The organism is Mesorhizobium comanense (assembly GCF_005503535.1).
GTDB lineage: Bacteria > Pseudomonadota > Alphaproteobacteria > Rhizobiales > Rhizobiaceae > Mesorhizobium > Mesorhizobium comanense.
In genome coordinates, this window is sequence record NZ_SCNN01000012.1 from 142,110 (window position 1) to 158,385 (window position 16,276).

The following is a 16,276-nucleotide window of genomic DNA, read 5'->3' on the forward strand; positions in this document are numbered from 1 at the left end:
GAAAGCCATAGCCATGACAATGAACGGTTGGATACAGATCCTGGTCTTTTGCGGGATCGTCATTTTGCTGGTGAAGCCGCTTGGCGGCTACATGCACCGCGTCTTCAGCGGCGACCGCACGCCGCTCTCGCTGATCTTCGGCCCGCTCGAACGCGGGCTCTATCGCATTTGCGGAACCAGCGACCGCGAGGAACAGCACTGGACAAGCTATGCGGTGGCGATGCTGCTCTTCAATCTTGCCGGCTTCCTGGTGCTCTATGTCCTCCAGCGCCTGCAAGGCGGGCTGCCCTACAATCCGGCCAGCATGAGCGCGGTCGATGCAGCCCTTGCCTTCAACACCGCCGCGAGCTTCATGACCAACACCAACTGGCAGAATTATGCCGGCGAAGGCACGATGTCCTACCTCGTGCAGATGGCGGGCCTGACCGTGCAGAACTTCGTTTCGGCCGCCACGGGCATTGCCATCGCCATGGCGCTGATCCGCGGCTTCGCCCGCGCCTCCGGCAAGTCCATCGGCAATTTCTGGGTCGATATGACCCGCGCCACGCTTTATGTGCTCCTGCCGCTCTGTGTCGTGCTGACGCTGGTCTATGTCTGGCTCGGCATGCCGCAGACGCTCGGGCCTTACGTGGATGCCACGACGCTCGAAGGCGCAAAGCAGACGATCGCGCTTGGCCCGGTCGCCTCGCAGGTTGCCATCAAGATGCTCGGCACCAATGGCGGCGGCTTCTTCAACGCCAATGCGGCGCATCCTTTCGAGAATCCCGACGCCATTTCCAACCTGATCCAGATGGTGTCGATCTTCGCCATCGGCGCCGCCTTGACCAACGTCTTCGGCCGCATGGTCGGCAACCAGCGTCAGGGCTGGGCGATCCTCGCCTCCATGGGCGTGCTGTTCATCGCCGGCGTCGCCGTCTGCTACTGGGCGGAAGCCGCGGGCAACCCGCTGGTCCATGCGCTGGGTATCGACGGTGGCAACATGGAGGGCAAGGAGACACGCTTCGGCATCGCCGCGTCGGCGCTGTTCGCGGTCATCACCACGGCCGCTTCCTGCGGGGCGGTCAATGCCATGCATGACAGCTTCACCGCGCTTGGCGGCATGATCCCGCTCATCAACATGCAGCTCGGCGAAGTCATCGTCGGCGGCGTCGGCGCCGGCTTTTACGGCATCCTGATGTTCATCCTGATCGCCGTCTTCGTGGCCGGACTGATGGTCGGCCGCACGCCCGAATATCTGGGCAAGAAGATCGAGGCCAAGGAGGTCAAGATGGCGATGCTGGCGATCCTGTGCCTGCCGCTGGCCATGCTCGTCTTCACGGCGATCTCCGTGGTGCTGCCGAGCGCCGTCGCCTCGATCGGCAATAGCGGCCCGCACGGCTTTTCCGAAATCCTCTACGCCTACACGTCGGCGGCGGCCAACAATGGCTCGGCCTTCGGCGGTCTCAGCGGCAACACGCCCTGGTACAACATCACCATCGGCATCGGCATGCTCATGGGCCGCTTCCTGGTCATCATCCCGGCGCTGGCCATCGCCGGCGCGCTGGCGGCCAAGAAAACCGTGCCCGCCTCGGCCGGCACCTTCCCGACCGACGGTCCGCTGTTCGTCGGTCTGCTGGTCGGCGTCATCATCATCGTCGGTGGCCTGACCTTCTTCCCGGCGCTCGCCGTCGGCCCGATCGTCGAGCACCTGGCGATGATCCATGGACAAACCTTCTGAGACGGCCATGCCCTGGTTCAGCCCCATGCGCCGCAAGGCCCGGCCGCCTGCTGGAGGCGAGGGGGAGTCAAGACCTCCTCCCTTCCCGAGCGTGTCCACGTTCCTGGGCCTTGCCGCGGTCATGATCGTGATCTGGCTGCTGGTCTACGGCCCGCCCTTTTCGGCATCCGTTTCGACGGTGCCGTCCAACAACACTGAAGCCGGAGCTCCAAAATGAGCCATTCAAAATCAGCCAGCATCATGGATGCTGGCATTCTTTGGCCCGCCATGGGCGGTGCCTTCCGCAAGCTCGATCCGCGCACGCTGGTCAGGAACCCGGTGATGTTCGTCGTCGCCATCGTCTCGGCGCTGACCACGGTGCTGTTCATCAGGGACCTCATTACCGGCGGCGGCGACCTGCGCTTCACCCTGCAGATCATCATCTGGCTGTGGTTCACCGTGCTGTTCGCCAACTTCGCCGAAGCCGTCGCCGAGGGGCGCGGCAAGGCGCAGGCCGACTCGTTGCGCAAGGCACGCACCGAGACCCAGGCCAAGCTGCTCGCCGGCGACGACCGGACGAAGTTCAAGCTGGTGCCCGGCACCAGCCTGAAGGTCGGTGACATCGTTCTCGTTGAAGCGGGTGACATCATCCCGTCCGACGGCGAAGTGGTCGAAGGCGTGGCCTCCGTCAACGAAGCGGCGATCACGGGCGAATCCGCGCCGGTCATCCGCGAATCCGGCGGCGACCGTTCGGCGGTCACCGGCGGCACGCAGGTGCTGTCGGACTGGATCCGCGTGCGCATCACCGCCGCTTCCGGCCAGACCTTCCTCGACCGCATGATATCGCTGGTCGAAGGCGCGGAGCGCCAGAAGACCCCGAACGAGATCGCGCTCAACATTCTGCTGGTCGGTATGACGCTGATCTTCGTGCTGGCCACCGCGACCATACCGAGCTTCGCTTCCTATTCCGGCGGCTACATCTCGGTGACCGTGCTCGTCGCCCTGTTCGTGACGCTGATCCCGACCACCATCGGCGCGCTGCTGTCGGCCATCGGCATTGCCGGCATGGACCGCCTGGTGCGCTTCAATGTGCTGGCCATGTCGGGCCGAGCCGTCGAGGCCGCGGGCGACGTCGACACGCTTCTGCTCGACAAGACCGGCACAATCACGCTCGGCAATCGCCAGGCCACCGAGTTCCGGCCGGTCAAGGGCGTCAGCGAGCAGGAACTGGCCGACGCGGCGCAGCTTGCCTCGCTTGCCGACGAGACGCCGGAAGGCCGCTCGATCGTCGTCCTGGCCAAGGAGAAATACGCGATCCGCGCCCGCGACATGGCAACCCTGCACGCCAGTTTCGTGCCGTTCACGGCGCAGACCCGCATGAGCGGTGTCGACATCGACGGCTCGTCGATCCGCAAGGGCGCTGTCGATTCGGTTCTGGCCCATGTCAATCAGTCGACCGTCGCCGGCGGCGGCGCGCGGCCTGGCAGCGATACGGTCCGCGACCTGCAGGCAATCGCCGACAGCATCGCGAAGTCGGGCGGCACGCCGCTTGCCGTCGAGCGTGACGGGCGCCTGCTCGGCGTCGTCCACCTCAAGGATATCGTCAAGGGCGGCATCCGCGAGCGTTTCGCGGAACTGCGCAAGATGGGCATCCGCACGGTGATGATCACCGGCGACAATCCGATGACGGCGGCGGCGATCGCCGCTGAAGCCGGCGTCGACGATTTCCTTGCCCAGGCGACACCCGAGGACAAGCTTAAGCTGATCCGCGACGAGCAGGCCAAGGGCAAGCTGGTCGCCATGTGCGGCGACGGCACCAATGACGCGCCGGCGCTTGCGCAAGCCGATGTCGGCGTGGCCATGAACACCGGCACGGTCGCGGCCCGCGAGGCCGGCAACATGGTCGACCTCGACAGCGACCCGACCAAGCTGATCGAGATCGTCGAGATCGGCAAGGCGCTGCTGATGACGCGCGGCTCGCTGACGACCTTCTCGATCGCCAACGACGTGGCCAAGTATTTCGCCATCATCCCGGCAATGTTCGCCGTCTTCTACGTCGCGCCGGGACAGACCACTGGTCCGCTGCAGGCGCTCAACATCATGCACCTGGCGACCCCGCAGAGCGCCATCCTGTCGGCGATCATCTTCAACGCGCTCATCATCATCGCGCTGATCCCGCTGTCGCTGCGCGGCGTCAAATACCGGGCGATCGGCGCCGGCGCGCTGCTCAGCCGCAACCTTCTCGTCTATGGCCTTGGCGGCATCGTCGTGCCGTTCGTCGGCATCAAGCTGATCGACATGGCCGTCACGGCCCTTGGCCTTGCATAAGGATCATTCCAATGCTCAAGCAAATCAGACCCGCGATCATCATGATCGTCTTCTTCACCGTGCTGACCGGCCTCGTCTATCCCCTGGGCATGACCGGCATCGCCCAGGCGCTATTCCCCAGGCAGGCCAATGGCAGCCTTGTCGAGAAGGATGGCAAGGTGGTTGGCTCCGCACTGATCGGCCAGGCTTTTGCCAGTGACAGATATTTCCACGGCCGTCCTTCCGCCGCCGGCAACGGCTACGACGCTGGCGCTTCCAGCGGCTCCAACCTCGGTCCGACCAACCCCAAGCTCATCGACCGCATCAAGGGCGACGCTGAAAAGTTGAAGGCCGAGAATCCCGGCCAACCGGTTCCGATGGACCTTGTCACGACGTCGGGCAGTGGGCTCGATCCGCACATCAGTCCGGACGCCGCCTACTTCCAGGTTCCCCGCGTGGCGAAGGCGAGAGGGATCGACGAAGCCAGGATCAAGACACTGGTCGATGCCCAGGTCGAGAACCGGGAACTGGGCGTGCTTGGCGAGCCGGTGGTCAATGTGCTGGCGCTGAACATGGCGCTCGATGCCGCGAAACAGTGAACAGCGGGGGTCGGGGATCGACAGCATCCCCGACCCCCTTCATGATCGGTTCTGATGCCGGACGACAGAAACAACGAAAAGAGACCTTCCCCCGACGCACTGCTCGAACATGCCGAGCGGGAGGGGCGCGGTCGTCTGCGCATCTTCCTCGGCGCGGCGCCCGGTGTCGGCAAGACCTATGAGATGCTGATGGCGGGCCGCGCACGCCTGGCCGACGGTAACGATGTCGTCATCGGCGTCGTCGAGACGCATGGGCGCAAGGAAACGCTGGCGCTGGTCGAAGGCTACGAGGTCATTGCGCGCCGGCCGGTCGAATACAGAGGCCGGGTCCTCGACGAGATGGATCTGGACGCCATTCTGAAACGGCGGCCGGCACTGGTCCTGGTCGACGAACTCGCCCACACCAACGCGCCGGGCAGCCGCCATCCCAAGCGCTATCTCGACGTCCAGGAAATCCTGACGCGCGGCATCGATGTCTACACGACCCTCAACATCCAGCATGTCGAAAGCCTGAACGATGTCGTCGCCCAGATCACCAGGGTCAGGGTCCGCGAGACGGTTCCGGATTCCATCATCGACCAGGCCGACGACATCGAGATCATCGATCTCACTCCTGACGACCTGATCAAGCGGTTGCAGGAAGGGAAGGTCTATTTTCCCAACACGGCCCAGCGCGCCATCGAGAACTATTTCTCGCCCGGCAATCTGACGGCGCTGCGCGAACTGGCGCTGCGCCGCACCGCCCAGCGCGTCGACGAGCAACTGCTCAACCACATGCAATCCCACGCCATTGAAGGCCCGTGGGCGGCGGGAGAAAGGGTGCTTGTCTGCCTCGATGCAAGGCCCGGCGGCGCGGCGCGGGTGCGCTATGCGCGCCGTCTGGCCGACCGGCTGCGGGCGCCCTGGACGGCGCTCCATGTCGATACGCCCCGGTCGGCCGGCATGTCCGAGGAGGACAAGGACCGGCTGGCGACCCATATGCGCCTTGCCGAACAGCTCGGCGCCGAGGTGACGACCATCCCGGGCCAGAATGTGGCGCAGGATATCGTGCGTCACGCGACGGCGAACAATTTCACCCACATCGTGGTCGGGCGGCCGACACGCTCGCGCTGGCGCGAATTGATCGAAGGATCGCTCACCTACGATCTCATCCGCAATGCCGGCGACATCAGCGTGCATGTCATTTCAGGCACCGAGCGCTCCACCGACGCGCCTTCGAGGGCCGTCAGCGCGGCGGCCGAGCGCAGGCAGTTCCAGATCTGGCCCTATCTGTTCGCCACCGGCTTCGTCGCGGGTTCCTTGGCGGTCAGCACGGTTCTCGACCAGTTTCTCGACGTTCGCAATCTGGCGATCGTGCTTCTGCTGGCGGTGCTGACATCGGCCGTGACGTTCGGATTGTGGCCGGCGCTCTATGCCTGTTTCCTGAGCGCCCTTGCCTTCAACTATTTCTTCCTCGAGCCACGCTACACGCTGACCATCCGGGATCCGGAAAGCATCGTGGCGTTCGCCGTCTTTCTCGTCGTCGCCATCATCGCCAGCAACCTGACGGCGCGCGTGCAGCGCCAGGCCGCCGCGGCCCGCTCGCGGGCAAGGGCCACGGAAGACATCTATCTCTTCTCCAAGAAGCTCGCCGGCGCCGGCACGCTCGATGACGTTCTGTGGGCCACCGCCTTCCAGATCGCCTCGATGCTGAAGCTGCGCGTGGTGCTGCTGCTGCCCGAAGACGGCACCATCACGGTCAAGGCCGGCTATCCGCCCGACGACACGCTGGCCGAGGCCGACATCGCCGCCGCCCGCTGGGCGTGGGAGCACAACCGCGCCGCGGGCCGTGGGGCTGACACGCTTCCCGGCGCCAAGCGGCTCTATCTTCCCTTGCGCACCGGGCGGACGGCGATCGGGGTCGTCGGTCTCGACAATGACAAGCAAGGTCCGCTTTTGACGCCCGAGCAGCAGCGCCTGCTCGATGCGCTGGCAGACCAGGCGGCGGTGGCGATCGAACGCATCCAGCTCGTCGCGGATGTCGACCGCGCCAAGCTCGCGGCCGAGGCCGACCGGCTGCGCTCGGCGCTCCTGACCTCCATCTCCCATGACCTGAAAACGCCGCTCTCGGCCATCATGGGGGCGGCGGGCACGCTGAAGGAATTCGCGCCCGATCTGCCCGAGCAGGGCAGGGTGGAGTTGCTGGCGACGGTGATCGACGAATCCGAACGGCTGAACCGCTTCATCGCCAATTTGCTGGACATGACCAAGATCGAATCCGGGGCGATGGAACCCAACTACGCCCTGCACTATGCCGGCGATATCGTCGGCTCGGCGCTCGGCCGCGCCCGCAAGATCACCAGCGAGCACAGGATCGAGGTCGACATCCCATCCGACCTGCCGATGCTGAAGCTCGATCCGGTCCTGTTCGAGCAGGTGCTGTTCAATCTTCTGGACAATGCGGCGAAATATTCGCCGCCGGGTTCGACCATCCGCCTGCAGGGCTGGAGGGACAATGGCAGCGTCATCCTGCAGATCATGGATGAAGGGCCGGGCATTCCGCCACAGGACCTGGAACGCGTCTTCGATACCTTCTACCGGGTGCGCAAGGGCGACCAGGTGCGTGCCGGAACCGGGCTCGGCCTGTCGATCTGCCGCGGCTTCATCGAAGCGATGAGCGGCACGATCCTGGCCGCCAACCGGACCGATCGCCCGGGCGCTGTTTTCACGATCAGGATGCCGGTGCCGGCGGAAGTCCCCGGGACCGGCAATCGCAACGGCCAGGAGCCTGGCGGGGAGCGCCTCCCATGACCAATTCGAATGTCAGGATACTGGTTGTCGACGACGAGCCACCAATCCGCAAGCTGCTTCGCGTCGGCCTTTCCAGCCAGGGCTACGCGGTCGCCGAGGCGCCGAACGCCAAGGTGGCGATCGAACTGATGGAGCAGGAAAAGCCGGATCTGGTGCTGCTCGATCTCGGCCTGCCCGGCATGGGCGGCCATGAGCTCCTGCGCCAATGGCGCGACGGCGGGCTCGACATCCCGGTGGTCATTCTTTCCAGCCGCACCGACGAGGCCGGCATCGTCGGTGCGCTTGAACTCGGTGCCGATGACTATGTCACCAAGCCGTTCGGCATGAACGAACTGGTGGCGCGGATCCGCGTCGCGCTGAGGCACAAATTCCAGCAGCAAGGCGAAAAGCCCGTCTTCGTGAGCGGCGACCTCAGCGTCGATCTGGTCAAGCGGATCGTCAAGGTCGAGGGCAGAGAGGTGAAGCTCTCGCCGAAGGAGTACGACATATTGCGCATCCTGGTGCAGCACGCCGGCAAGGTGCTGACCCACCATTTCATCCTCAAGCAGATCTGGGGCGACACGACCGACGTGCAATATCTCAGGGTCTATGTGCGCCAGCTCAGGCAGAAGATCGAGAAAACCCCCGACCAGCCGCGCTACATCACCACCGAGACCGGCGTCGGCTATCGGCTGCGTGTCGAGTGAAACAGGCTGTCCCGATCGAACCTTGATCAGCCGGCGGCCTCGATCGGCCGATTGGCCGCCGCTGATATCCGCAAGGCGGCCAGGCAACCGAGAATGCCGAGCGGCACAAAGGCGAGGAAGAGCCAGCTCGCGACCGCCGCGGCCGCATCGTGGTTCAGACCTTGCGAAAACCCGCTGGCATTGGCGACGATGCCGGCAAGCGCGGCCCCCACGGCATAGCCGATGCGCTGCATGGTCGGCACCGCCGAAGAGGCGATGGTTTGTTCGTCGGCGGGCGCCGAGGCGACGATGACGCGGGTCACGAACGGCCAGGCAATGCCGAAGCCGCCGCCTTGCAGCAGCGCGCAAAACAGGATCAGCGGGATCGAGCCCTGGGGTATCGTATAGGCAAAGCCGGCGATGCCGGCCGCGATCATCAGCGCGCCTGCGACGATGATCAGCCGCTCGCGCTGCGGCGGTGCGTTGGCGACGAGGATCGACAGGATCGACCAGGCGATCGATTCGGCGGCGATGATGTAGCCTGTGGTCAGGAGCGGAATGTCGTGCAGGCTGGTCAGGAGCAGCGGTCCGTAGACGCCGAAGGAGCAGGTCGCGACGGAGAAGGCCGCGATCATGGTCATGCCGGCGCCGACGGGCGTGCGCCAGGAGAACAGCCGCGCCGGGAAAAGCCGCGAGCGGGGCTTCAGCCCGTCGATGGTGAAGAACAATGCCAGGCCGGCGAGGCCGAGCACGATCAGCAATGAGGAGCGCAGCAAGGCGATGTCGACGCCGGCGGAGGCGATCAGCACCACGGCGACGGCAAGGCAGCCCAGCGCGATGAACGGGAAAGGCGGCGCCTTGCCCGCGCTCGTGCTCGGTCGCCTTGCTTCCGGCGTGTCGAGCACGAGGAAGCTCGCCAGTGCCATGGCGGCGCCGCCGAAAGTGAAGACACCGAAGGCCCAGCGCCATGACAGAAATTCGGTCATGATCGCGCCGAGCAGCGGGCCGCTGAACGCGGCGACGCCCCAGATGGCCGACATGATGCCGAAGAGCTGCGGCCAGATGGCGCGCGAGAACAGCCGCTCGACCGACACATAGGCAAGCGACACCAGCGCCCCGCCGCCAAGTCCCTCGACGAGGCGGCCGGCAAGGAACAACTGCATGGAAGGCGCGGTCGCGCAGAGGAGCGCCCCGGCCGCGTAGAAGAGGGCGGCAACCACCATGTTGGTGCGCAGCGCGACATAGCTCACGAGCCGTCCCGCCGCCGCGCCCGCGACGATGGCGCCGAGCTCGTAGATCGCCAGCGACCAGCCGACCAGCTGGACGCCGGCCAGCTCGCCGACCATGGCGGGCATGACGGTCGCCACCATCGTCTCATTGGTGGCGTGCAGCAGGATACCGAGACTGATGAAGCAGAAGCGTGCCAAGTCGCCGCTCGCCCACAATGCGCGCCAGTCGACCCTGTTCGTGCCGAATTCAGTCATCTTCACCCCCCGCCTTTTGCACATAGCTCGACGGCGACGCGCGCGACCAGAAGCCAGAAAGGAGCTTCCGGCAGGACCATGCGCGCCTGATCGGCGTACTGCTGGATGGGGTGGGCTTGTAGAACCTCAACCGCGGTTGAGTTCAAGCGGGTTTTTCGCGGCTTCGTTGTCCACGGGCGGGGCGGTAGCGCAGACCCGGGGATCCATGCGGCGATCTTGGCGAAGAGTGCAGCAGATCAGAATTCTGCACCGTGGCGGCGCTCGGGAGTCCCGGAATGGATCCTGGGGTCTGCGCCGCGTCGCTTCGCTCCTTGCTACGCCCCAGGATGACGAAGCGGCAAGCGGTTCCCCTCGACGCGGTCAGTTGTCGATGCTTCGCAACTGGAACTGGCTGACGCCGATGGCAAGGTTGACGCCGGTCTGGGTCTGCACGCTGAGCGGCTGCAAGGTGAAGGCTTCCGAGGAGCCGCCGACCAGCAGATTGGCGCCGGCGCCGACGGCCGCCGTCACTTCGGCGCTGGCGCCGATATAGTCGCCCGCCAGCGCGCCCGGCGCGTAGATGTTCTTCAGCGGCGTCAGCACCAGCCATCGCATCACCGCCTGCCTGGTGGTGCCGATGTCGAGACCGTATTTGTTGACGGCGCCGAAATAGGCTTCCGGCGCGAAGGTCTTGTCGGCCGGGGTGAAGGTGCAGCTCAGGTCCTTGCTGGAGCCGAAGATGAAGCCTGTGCCGCCCGATATCGCGCATTCAAGGGTGCCAAGCTCGACACCTCGGTCCTGCGCCCGCGCGGCGCCGGCGAGCATGGTTGCCAGCATGGCGGCGGCAATGACTGGCTTCGGCATGCTGTCCCCCAAAACAAACGGCGCGGAACCATCCTATCCGGTTCCGCGCCGCGGGGTAGAGGGGTCTTGCAGCCGGAGGCCGCAGGCCGATTATTTCAGCGAGTGGATCAGCTCGAGCGAGGTGACGGCCACGGCGAGATTGACGCCAGTCTGGGCCTGGACGCTGAGCGGCTCGAGCATGAAGGCGCTGTCGAAGCCGCCGACCAGCAGGTTGGCGCCGCCGCCAGTCACGACACTCGCTTCGGCGTTGACGCCATAATAGCTGCCGGCGAGGTCGCCGGCGTCACGGTCGCGGGTCGCGGCGAAAACCGCCCAGACGAGTTGGCCCTGATGCGTCTGTCCGAGATCGACGCCGAGCTTGGAGATGACGCCGGTGTAAATCTCCGACGGTCCATGATGATAGGGCCGGAAAACGCAGGACACACCCTTGTTGGAGCCGACGACGAAGGATGTGCCCCCGTCGATGGTGCAGTCGAGCGTGCCGAGCTGCAGCTTGCCGGCGCTGGCCGGGGCGGCGGCGAACGCCGTCGCGGCGAGAATGGCGGCACAGGCGAGTTTCTTGATCATGGGACGGTCCTTTCCTAATTGCCGCAAAACAACGGCTTGAATGGCCAGACCGTTCCGTCGAAAACTTGGCGCGAACAAGGCAGATGTTAACCTGGTGTAACCGGGGTTAACGCGTGGTTGCCGGATCGGCGGCGATCTTGCGCGCCGCGTGTCCTTTTGGTCACGCAAACAAGCCGTTATTGCCCGGCCGCCTCTGAAGCCGATGTCAGCTGGCGCTGGCGCCGACGCGGGACAGACCGTCCTTGGCCGGCTGGTAGCTGGGGTCGAGGCGCACGGCCTCGCGATAGGATTTCTGCGCCTTGGCCTTGTCGCCGCGCCGCTCGTAGATCAACGCCTGGTTGGCCCAGGCCTCGGCGTTCTTGCCGTCCAGCTTGATGGCCATGTTGAAGTCGGAGAAGGCGTTGTCCTCGTCGCCGGTCGCCAGGTAGGAGAGGCCACGGCCATTGTAAGGCTCGGCGGCGTCGGGCGCCAGCGAGATGGCGGTCGAGAAGTCCTCGATGGCGAATTTGTGCTGGCCCTGGCTCTGATAGATCAGGCCGCGATTGTGGTAGGCGCGCGCATCGGTCGTGTCGAGCTGGATCGCCTTCTGGAAGTCGTTGAAGGCATCCTGGGTGCGGCCCGCCTTGCGGTAGAGGTTGCCGCGGCCGATATAGGCGGCGTCATAGTTCGCATTGATCTGGATCGAACGGTTGTAGTCGGCCAGCGCTGCTTCCTGGTTGCCGAGGAAGCGCTGGATGAGAGCCCGGTTCGAATAGGCCTGGTAGAAATTCGGATTGAGCTGGATGGCCTGGTTGAAGTCCTTGAGCGCCGCCTGGTACTGGCCGCCCCGGCCATAGGCCGATCCGCGCACATTGTAGCCTTCCGGATCCTGCGGGTTGCGCTGGATCACCGCCGACAGCGAGGAGATGTTCTCGCTCGACCCCTGCGCCTTGTCGATGTTGTTGAACTCGCCGGTTGGGCCCGATGTCTGGCAGCCGGCAAGCGCCAGTCCGGAAAGCAGGGCTGCTGTCAGGGCAAAGCCACGAAATGTGGTTTTGCTCTCCACGCTGATTGCGTTCATGTCTGCCCTGTCCTCACTTGCGCCGCGTCAGGTCCGGGTCCCCCCTCCGGGCCGGGTCAAAGTTCTGTCGTAAAGTGCCGGAGCCCGCTCTGTTCCTCAAAGGGCGCCTGTCGCTCTAAACAAAAAGGTGGCGGCGATTCCGCATCGCGCCACCCTCAGTATCCTTCGAAAAGGACGAAATATTGGCGTATCAGCGCGGCGAACGCGGTGCGCCGGCAGCGCCGCCAGCAGCCACCGGGCGCGGCGTCATCGGCAGTAGGCCTTCGCGCTGTGCGCGCTTGCGGGCCAGCTTGCGGGCGCGGCGAACGGCCTCGGCCTTTTCACGGGCGCGCTTCTCGGAAGGCTTCTCGTAGTGACCGCGCATCTTCATTTCGCGGAAAATGCCTTCGCGCTGCATCTTCTTCTTGAGCGCGCGAAGCGCCTGATCAACGTTATTGTCGCGGACGAGTACCTGCACGGGCAATCCTGTCTTTCGGGTTTGATATCAACAGGCAAGCGGCCATAGCCACTAGCCTCCGCGGCGGTCGACACCACGAATTGTGGCGGCTGATAGCAGAATCGGGCCGCGCTGTCCACAGTCGAAATGAAGGACGGCTGCCAAATTGCCACGGTCGCCCCGAGATAGGGCGCCAACTAGGCCGTGGCCAGGTGCAGCCGCTCGAAATCCTCGAAGAACTCGCCGTAGTCGCAGGTGATCTCCTCGCCGGCGGCGATGTCGCGGGTCGCGGTCGCGCCGCCATACTGCGAAAAATCGGTGTTCGGCGTCGCCGAGTGGTTCATGAAACGGCCATTGTCGACCTCGTAGACCATGAAGCCGGGCTTGTCCGGGCTCGGATAGGCATAACGGTCGAGCAGTTCCTTCAGGGGCTGAGGTGCGGCCTCGTATTTGTCCATCGGGATCAGCCGGTCGAAATCCGGGTCGAGGCGCCAGATCGAGGCGCCTTTCCGGATCGGCTCGGCGGCGAACATGCCGACGCCCTCGATTGCGCTTTGCGCCACATAGGTTCGGATCAGCATCATGGTTTCAGGACCCGTTTCGACAGAAACGGAATCGCCAAATCGCGCGGAAAAAGCAAGACCGGTTGCCTGCGTCAAAGCGGCGAGCCGGCCTGTTCACCCGTAAAATCCTTCACGTCCGGTTGATCGAGACGCCCCCATCGGCAAACAGCGCTGTTCCGGTGGTGAAGCTCGAGGCGTCGGAGGCGAGATAAAGTGCCGAGCGGGCAATCTCTTCCGGCCGCGCCATCCGCTTCAGCGCATGGATGCCTTCGACGAAGGCGCGGGCTTCTGGCGTGGTCGTGGTCGCGCCGGGGGTATCGGTGCCGCCCGGCAGCAGTGCGTTGACACGCAGCCCCCTGGGTCCGTATTCGGCGGCCAGAACCTGCGTCAGGCCGATGAGGCCCGCCTTGGCGGCGGCGTAGGCGGCCATGCCCGGCATGCCGGCGGTGTAGCCGACAAAGCTCGACGTGAAGACCAGGGAGCCGCCGCCGCGCTCCAGCATGGCCGGTATCTGGTATTTGGCGCCGAGAAAGGCGCTGGTCAGGTTGATATCCATCGTCTCGCGCCATGTCGCCGGCATCATCTCGGGAAGCGGCGCCATCACGCCGACGGCGCCGGCATTGTTGAAGGCGACATCGAGACCGCCGAACCTTTCCACCGCCAGATCGACAAGAGCCTTTGCATAGGCCTCGTCCCTGACGTCGCCGGCAAGGGCGACGGCCGTGCCCTGCGCGTCGGATATCCCGGCGACGAGCGTATCGAGTTCGGTCTGACGGCGGGCGGAGACAACGAGCTTTGCGCCTTCCTCCGCGAAGAGTATTGCCGTGGCGCGGCCGATACCGGAACTGGCGCCGGTGACGATGGCGATCTTGTTGGCGAGTGCGAGCATTTTTTGCGTCCCTGTTTGGCGCCGGCCTTGCCGGCAATCGGGATGCTTGGTCGCAGACGGGGCAGGGAGGAGCCACCCGAAAGCTGAGAAGGTTGCGTCGACGTGCACTATTGCTTCAGCAGCCAAGCGAGCCGGTCGAGCGAAAATGCGTAGCTGATGGCGATGAGCAGGGCGACGATGATGCCTGTGGTGGTGTAGCCGGCAGTATAGAGCCCGGCAGCGCCGCCGAACAGGATGACGAGTTCGAGCGCCAGTCGTACCGTGCCGGGCACAGGCACCGGGGCGCGGCCTGACCGGCTTGGGTCGTTAAGCACCGCGAAGGTGCCCCAAAGCACGGCCGCAACGAGCGGCAAGGCCAAAGCGAGAACCCAGCGCCACCATCCGTGGGAGAAGTGCCAGGCGGCAATGCCGAGACCGAACAAGGCGGCGAGTTCCAGCAGGAAGCGCAACGTCAGATTCCACCAGGCATTGCCCACAGTCTTTCTCCTGAATCGCGCGACCGTCAGTGTGACTGAACGCCAGCTTGGGGGCCAGCTTGCATGGGTCTTTTTCATCGTGGCGCAAAACGGCAAGCGCCGTCGCAAACAGCGCAAGGGTGGAAGCGCTGTTTCGCTAGTGATACACCTCGCGTGCCGGGGCCGAGTGGACGCCCCGCGCCATTTGCGAGACCTTTTGGCGAGAGGCTGGGACGTTGAAAAAATATTCGGTATTCGCCATCGCCCGCGAGGCCATGCGCGGCCACAAGGGCTGGGAGGAGCAATGGTCCTCGCCGGAGCCCAAGAAGGAATACGACGTCATCATCGTCGGCGCCGGCGGCCATGGCCTGGCCACCGCCTACTATCTCGCCACCGTGCATGGCATCACCAATGTAGCGGTTCTCGAAAAGGGCTGGCTCGGCGGCGGCAATACGGGGCGCAACACCACCATCATCCGCTCCAACTATCTCTATGACGAGAGCGCCGGCATTTACGACCATGCGCTGAAGCTGTGGGACGGGCTCTCCCAGGAGCTCAACTACAACGTCATGTATTCGGCGCGCGGCGTCATGATGCTCGCCCACAATGTGCACGACATCCAGGTGCTGAAGCGCCATGTCCATGCCAACCGGCTGAACGGCATCGACAATGAATGGCTGTCGCCAGAGCAGGCCAAGGAATTCTGCCCGCCGCTCAACATCTCCAAAGATGCGCGCTATCCGGTCGTCGGCGCCGCGCTGCAGCGGCGCGGTGGCACGGCGCGCCACGACGCGGTCGCCTGGGGCTATGCGCGCGGCGCCTCGGCGCGCGGCGTGCACATCATCCAGAATTGCGAGGTTACCGGGGTCAAGCGCGCGGCCAATGGCGCGGTGATGGGTGTCGACACGACGCGCGGTTTCATCGGCGCCAGGAAGGTTGGCGTCGTTGCCGCCGGCCATTCCTCGGTCATCATGAACATGGCCGGCGTGCGCATGCCGCTGGAAAGCTATCCGCTGCAGGCGCTGGTGTCGGAGCCGATCAAGCCGGTGGTGCCTTGCGTGGTGATGTCCAACACCGTGCATGCCTATATCTCGCAGTCCGACAAGGGCGAACTGGTGATCGGCGCCGGCACCGACCAGTATGTCTCCTATTCGCAGACCGGTGGTCTCCACATCCTGCAGCACACGCTCGATGCCATCTGCGAGATGTTCCCGATCTTCACGCGCATGAAGATGCTGCGTTCCTGGGGCGGCATCGTCGATGTCACGCCCGATCGCTCGCCGATCCTTGCCAAGACGCCGGTGCCGGGCCTTTACGTCAATTGCGGCTGGGGCACCGGCGGCTTCAAGGCGACGCCCGGCTCGGGCCACGTCTTTGCCCACACCATCGCCAAGGACGACCCGCATCCGATCAACGCGCCCTTCACCATCGAGCGCTTCCGCACCGGCCGTCTGATCGACGAGGCCGCGGCGGCCGCCGTGGCGCACTGATGATGACCGAGCTGGCTGTCGCGATGCCGCTGATGCTGGCGGGGGAACAGGGCATGTTCCATGTGCCTTCGGCGCAGGAGGTGCGGCTGCAGCCGATCAGCCGCGCCGGCAACGAGACAGGCTGGCCGTTTTCAGTCGACGAGGGAATGCTGGCCTGCGTCTGGAGCGTGGGCCAGAAGGTGGTGATGTTCTTCGAAGACAGGCCGCACGGGCTTGACGAGGACGAGGATTTCAAACCGCGCGGCGTCATCCTGACCACGGATCCGCTGCAACTGACACTCGGCAATATGGCCAACCGTGACCTGTTTCGCGAGTCCGCCGATGTCGCGGACCGGCTGCGGCTCGTCGCGCCGTTCGTGACGATGGGCCAGAAGCTTTGCGACCAACCTCCCGGCGCGCGCGTCGGCCACGGCGAATTGTAGGAACAAACAG

Annotated in this window: 16 protein-coding genes; 8 read left to right on the top strand and 8 right to left on the bottom strand. The window is 64.9% G+C overall.

Annotation, left to right across the window (positions count from 1 at the left end; all coding sequences use genetic code 11):
- The first annotated feature begins 13 nt into the window (after window positions 1-13).
- Genes kdpA through FFS37_RS20895 form a run of 6 tightly spaced genes read left to right on the top strand, consistent with a single transcriptional unit; the run spans window position 14 to window position 8,078 of the window.
- Window positions 14-1,717, top strand: coding sequence for a potassium-transporting ATPase subunit KdpA (kdpA, locus tag FFS37_RS20870; RefSeq protein WP_137932858.1), 1,704 nt, complete (start codon window positions 14-16; stop codon window positions 1,715-1,717).
- Window positions 1,701-1,934, top strand: a complete 234-nt coding sequence (locus FFS37_RS20875) for a hypothetical protein (RefSeq protein WP_137932859.1) — start codon at window positions 1,701-1,703, stop codon at window positions 1,932-1,934. The genes kdpA and FFS37_RS20875 overlap by 17 nt, the downstream gene beginning before the upstream one ends.
- Entirely contained in the window at window positions 1,931-4,024 is a 2,094-nt protein-coding gene (kdpB, locus tag FFS37_RS20880; protein ID WP_137932860.1) for a potassium-transporting ATPase subunit KdpB, read from the top strand. Before FFS37_RS20875 ends, kdpB begins: the two co-directional genes overlap by 4 nt.
- Before the next feature lie 11 nt (window positions 4,025-4,035).
- Entirely contained in the window at window positions 4,036-4,602 is a 567-nt protein-coding gene (gene kdpC, locus FFS37_RS20885) for a potassium-transporting ATPase subunit KdpC (RefSeq protein WP_137932861.1), read from the top strand.
- A gap of 54 nt (window positions 4,603-4,656) precedes the next feature.
- Window positions 4,657-7,392 (top strand): sensor histidine kinase, encoded by a 2,736-nt coding sequence (locus FFS37_RS20890; protein WP_137932862.1) that lies wholly within the window; start codon window positions 4,657-4,659, stop codon window positions 7,390-7,392.
- Complete coding sequence (locus tag FFS37_RS20895; RefSeq protein WP_137932863.1) at window positions 7,389-8,078, top strand: response regulator transcription factor; 690 nt, start codon at window positions 7,389-7,391, stop codon at window positions 8,076-8,078. Before FFS37_RS20890 ends, FFS37_RS20895 begins: the two co-directional genes overlap by 4 nt.
- Window positions 8,079-8,104: 26 nt before the next feature.
- On the opposite strand, the gene FFS37_RS20900 is transcribed toward FFS37_RS20895, so the two are convergent.
- From FFS37_RS20900 to FFS37_RS20935, 8 genes are all read right to left on the bottom strand, one after another.
- The gene (locus tag FFS37_RS20900) at window positions 8,105-9,541 is read right to left on the bottom strand and encodes an MFS transporter (RefSeq protein WP_137932864.1); all 1,437 of its coding nucleotides are present in this window, start codon (window positions 9,539-9,541) and stop codon (window positions 8,105-8,107) included.
- A gap of 360 nt (window positions 9,542-9,901) precedes the next feature.
- Complete coding sequence (locus FFS37_RS20905) at window positions 9,902-10,384, bottom strand: DUF992 domain-containing protein (RefSeq protein WP_137932865.1); 483 nt, start codon at window positions 10,382-10,384, stop codon at window positions 9,902-9,904.
- Between the two features lie 90 nt (window positions 10,385-10,474).
- Window positions 10,475-10,951 (bottom strand): DUF992 domain-containing protein, encoded by a 477-nt coding sequence (locus FFS37_RS20910; protein WP_137932866.1) that lies wholly within the window; start codon window positions 10,949-10,951, stop codon window positions 10,475-10,477.
- Window positions 10,952-11,156: 205 nt separating this feature from the next.
- The gene (locus FFS37_RS20915; RefSeq protein WP_137932867.1) at window positions 11,157-12,011 is read right to left on the bottom strand and encodes a tetratricopeptide repeat protein; all 855 of its coding nucleotides are present in this window, start codon (window positions 12,009-12,011) and stop codon (window positions 11,157-11,159) included.
- 190 nt (window positions 12,012-12,201) lie between these two features.
- Window positions 12,202-12,468, bottom strand: a complete 267-nt coding sequence (rpsU, locus tag FFS37_RS20920; protein WP_137932868.1) for a 30S ribosomal protein S21 — start codon at window positions 12,466-12,468, stop codon at window positions 12,202-12,204.
- Between the two features lie 176 nt (window positions 12,469-12,644).
- Window positions 12,645-13,031 carry an SET domain-containing protein gene (locus tag FFS37_RS20925; RefSeq protein ID WP_137932869.1) on the bottom strand — a complete coding sequence of 129 codons (387 nt, stop codon included), beginning with the start codon at window positions 13,029-13,031 and terminating at the stop codon, window positions 12,645-12,647.
- A gap of 109 nt (window positions 13,032-13,140) precedes the next feature.
- Window positions 13,141-13,899: an SDR family oxidoreductase gene (locus FFS37_RS20930; protein ID WP_137932870.1), complete on the bottom strand. Its 759-nt coding sequence runs from the start codon at window positions 13,897-13,899 to the stop codon at window positions 13,141-13,143.
- Window positions 13,900-14,006: 107 nt separating this feature from the next.
- On the bottom strand, window positions 14,007-14,375 hold the full coding sequence (locus tag FFS37_RS20935) for a YrdB family protein (RefSeq protein WP_137932871.1): 369 nt from the start codon (window positions 14,373-14,375) through the stop codon (window positions 14,007-14,009).
- 215 nt (window positions 14,376-14,590) lie between these two features.
- Between FFS37_RS20935 and FFS37_RS20940 the strand changes: the two genes are divergently transcribed.
- Together FFS37_RS20940 and FFS37_RS20945 are read left to right on the top strand one after the other, a co-directional pair.
- Window positions 14,591-15,844, top strand: coding sequence for a sarcosine oxidase subunit beta (locus FFS37_RS20940; RefSeq protein ID WP_137932872.1), 1,254 nt, complete (start codon window positions 14,591-14,593; stop codon window positions 15,842-15,844).
- Window positions 15,844-16,266 (top strand): hypothetical protein, encoded by a 423-nt coding sequence (locus FFS37_RS20945; protein WP_137932873.1) that lies wholly within the window; start codon window positions 15,844-15,846, stop codon window positions 16,264-16,266. The genes FFS37_RS20940 and FFS37_RS20945 overlap by 1 nt, the downstream gene beginning before the upstream one ends.
- Window positions 16,267-16,276 lie beyond the last annotated feature (10 nt).

What these genes read in the sequence shown, in the direction of transcription:
- kdpA (WP_137932858.1), top strand. Translation starts at nt 14, where the DNA reads ATGACAATGAACGGTTGGATACAGATCCTGGTCTTTTGCGGGATCGTC.
- FFS37_RS20875 (WP_137932859.1), top strand. Translation starts at nt 1,701, where the DNA reads ATGGACAAACCTTCTGAGACGGCCATGCCCTGGTTCAGCCCCATGCGC.
- kdpB (WP_137932860.1), top strand. Translation starts at nt 1,931, where the DNA reads ATGAGCCATTCAAAATCAGCCAGCATCATGGATGCTGGCATTCTTTGG.
- kdpC (WP_137932861.1), top strand. Translation starts at nt 4,036, where the DNA reads ATGCTCAAGCAAATCAGACCCGCGATCATCATGATCGTCTTCTTCACC.
- FFS37_RS20890 (WP_137932862.1), top strand. Translation starts at nt 4,657, where the DNA reads ATGCCGGACGACAGAAACAACGAAAAGAGACCTTCCCCCGACGCACTG.
- FFS37_RS20895 (WP_137932863.1), top strand. Translation starts at nt 7,389, where the DNA reads ATGACCAATTCGAATGTCAGGATACTGGTTGTCGACGACGAGCCACCA.
- FFS37_RS20900 (WP_137932864.1), bottom strand. Translation starts at nt 9,541, where the DNA reads ATGACTGAATTCGGCACGAACAGGGTCGACTGGCGCGCATTGTGGGCG.
- FFS37_RS20905 (WP_137932865.1), bottom strand. Translation starts at nt 10,384, where the DNA reads ATGCCGAAGCCAGTCATTGCCGCCGCCATGCTGGCAACCATGCTCGCC.
- FFS37_RS20910 (WP_137932866.1), bottom strand. Translation starts at nt 10,951, where the DNA reads ATGATCAAGAAACTCGCCTGTGCCGCCATTCTCGCCGCGACGGCGTTC.
- FFS37_RS20915 (WP_137932867.1), bottom strand. Translation starts at nt 12,011, where the DNA reads ATGAACGCAATCAGCGTGGAGAGCAAAACCACATTTCGTGGCTTTGCC.
- FFS37_RS20925 (WP_137932869.1), bottom strand. Translation starts at nt 13,031, where the DNA reads ATGATGCTGATCCGAACCTATGTGGCGCAAAGCGCAATCGAGGGCGTC.
- FFS37_RS20930 (WP_137932870.1), bottom strand. Translation starts at nt 13,899, where the DNA reads ATGCTCGCACTCGCCAACAAGATCGCCATCGTCACCGGCGCCAGTTCC.
- FFS37_RS20945 (WP_137932873.1), top strand. Translation starts at nt 15,844, where the DNA reads ATGATGACCGAGCTGGCTGTCGCGATGCCGCTGATGCTGGCGGGGGAA.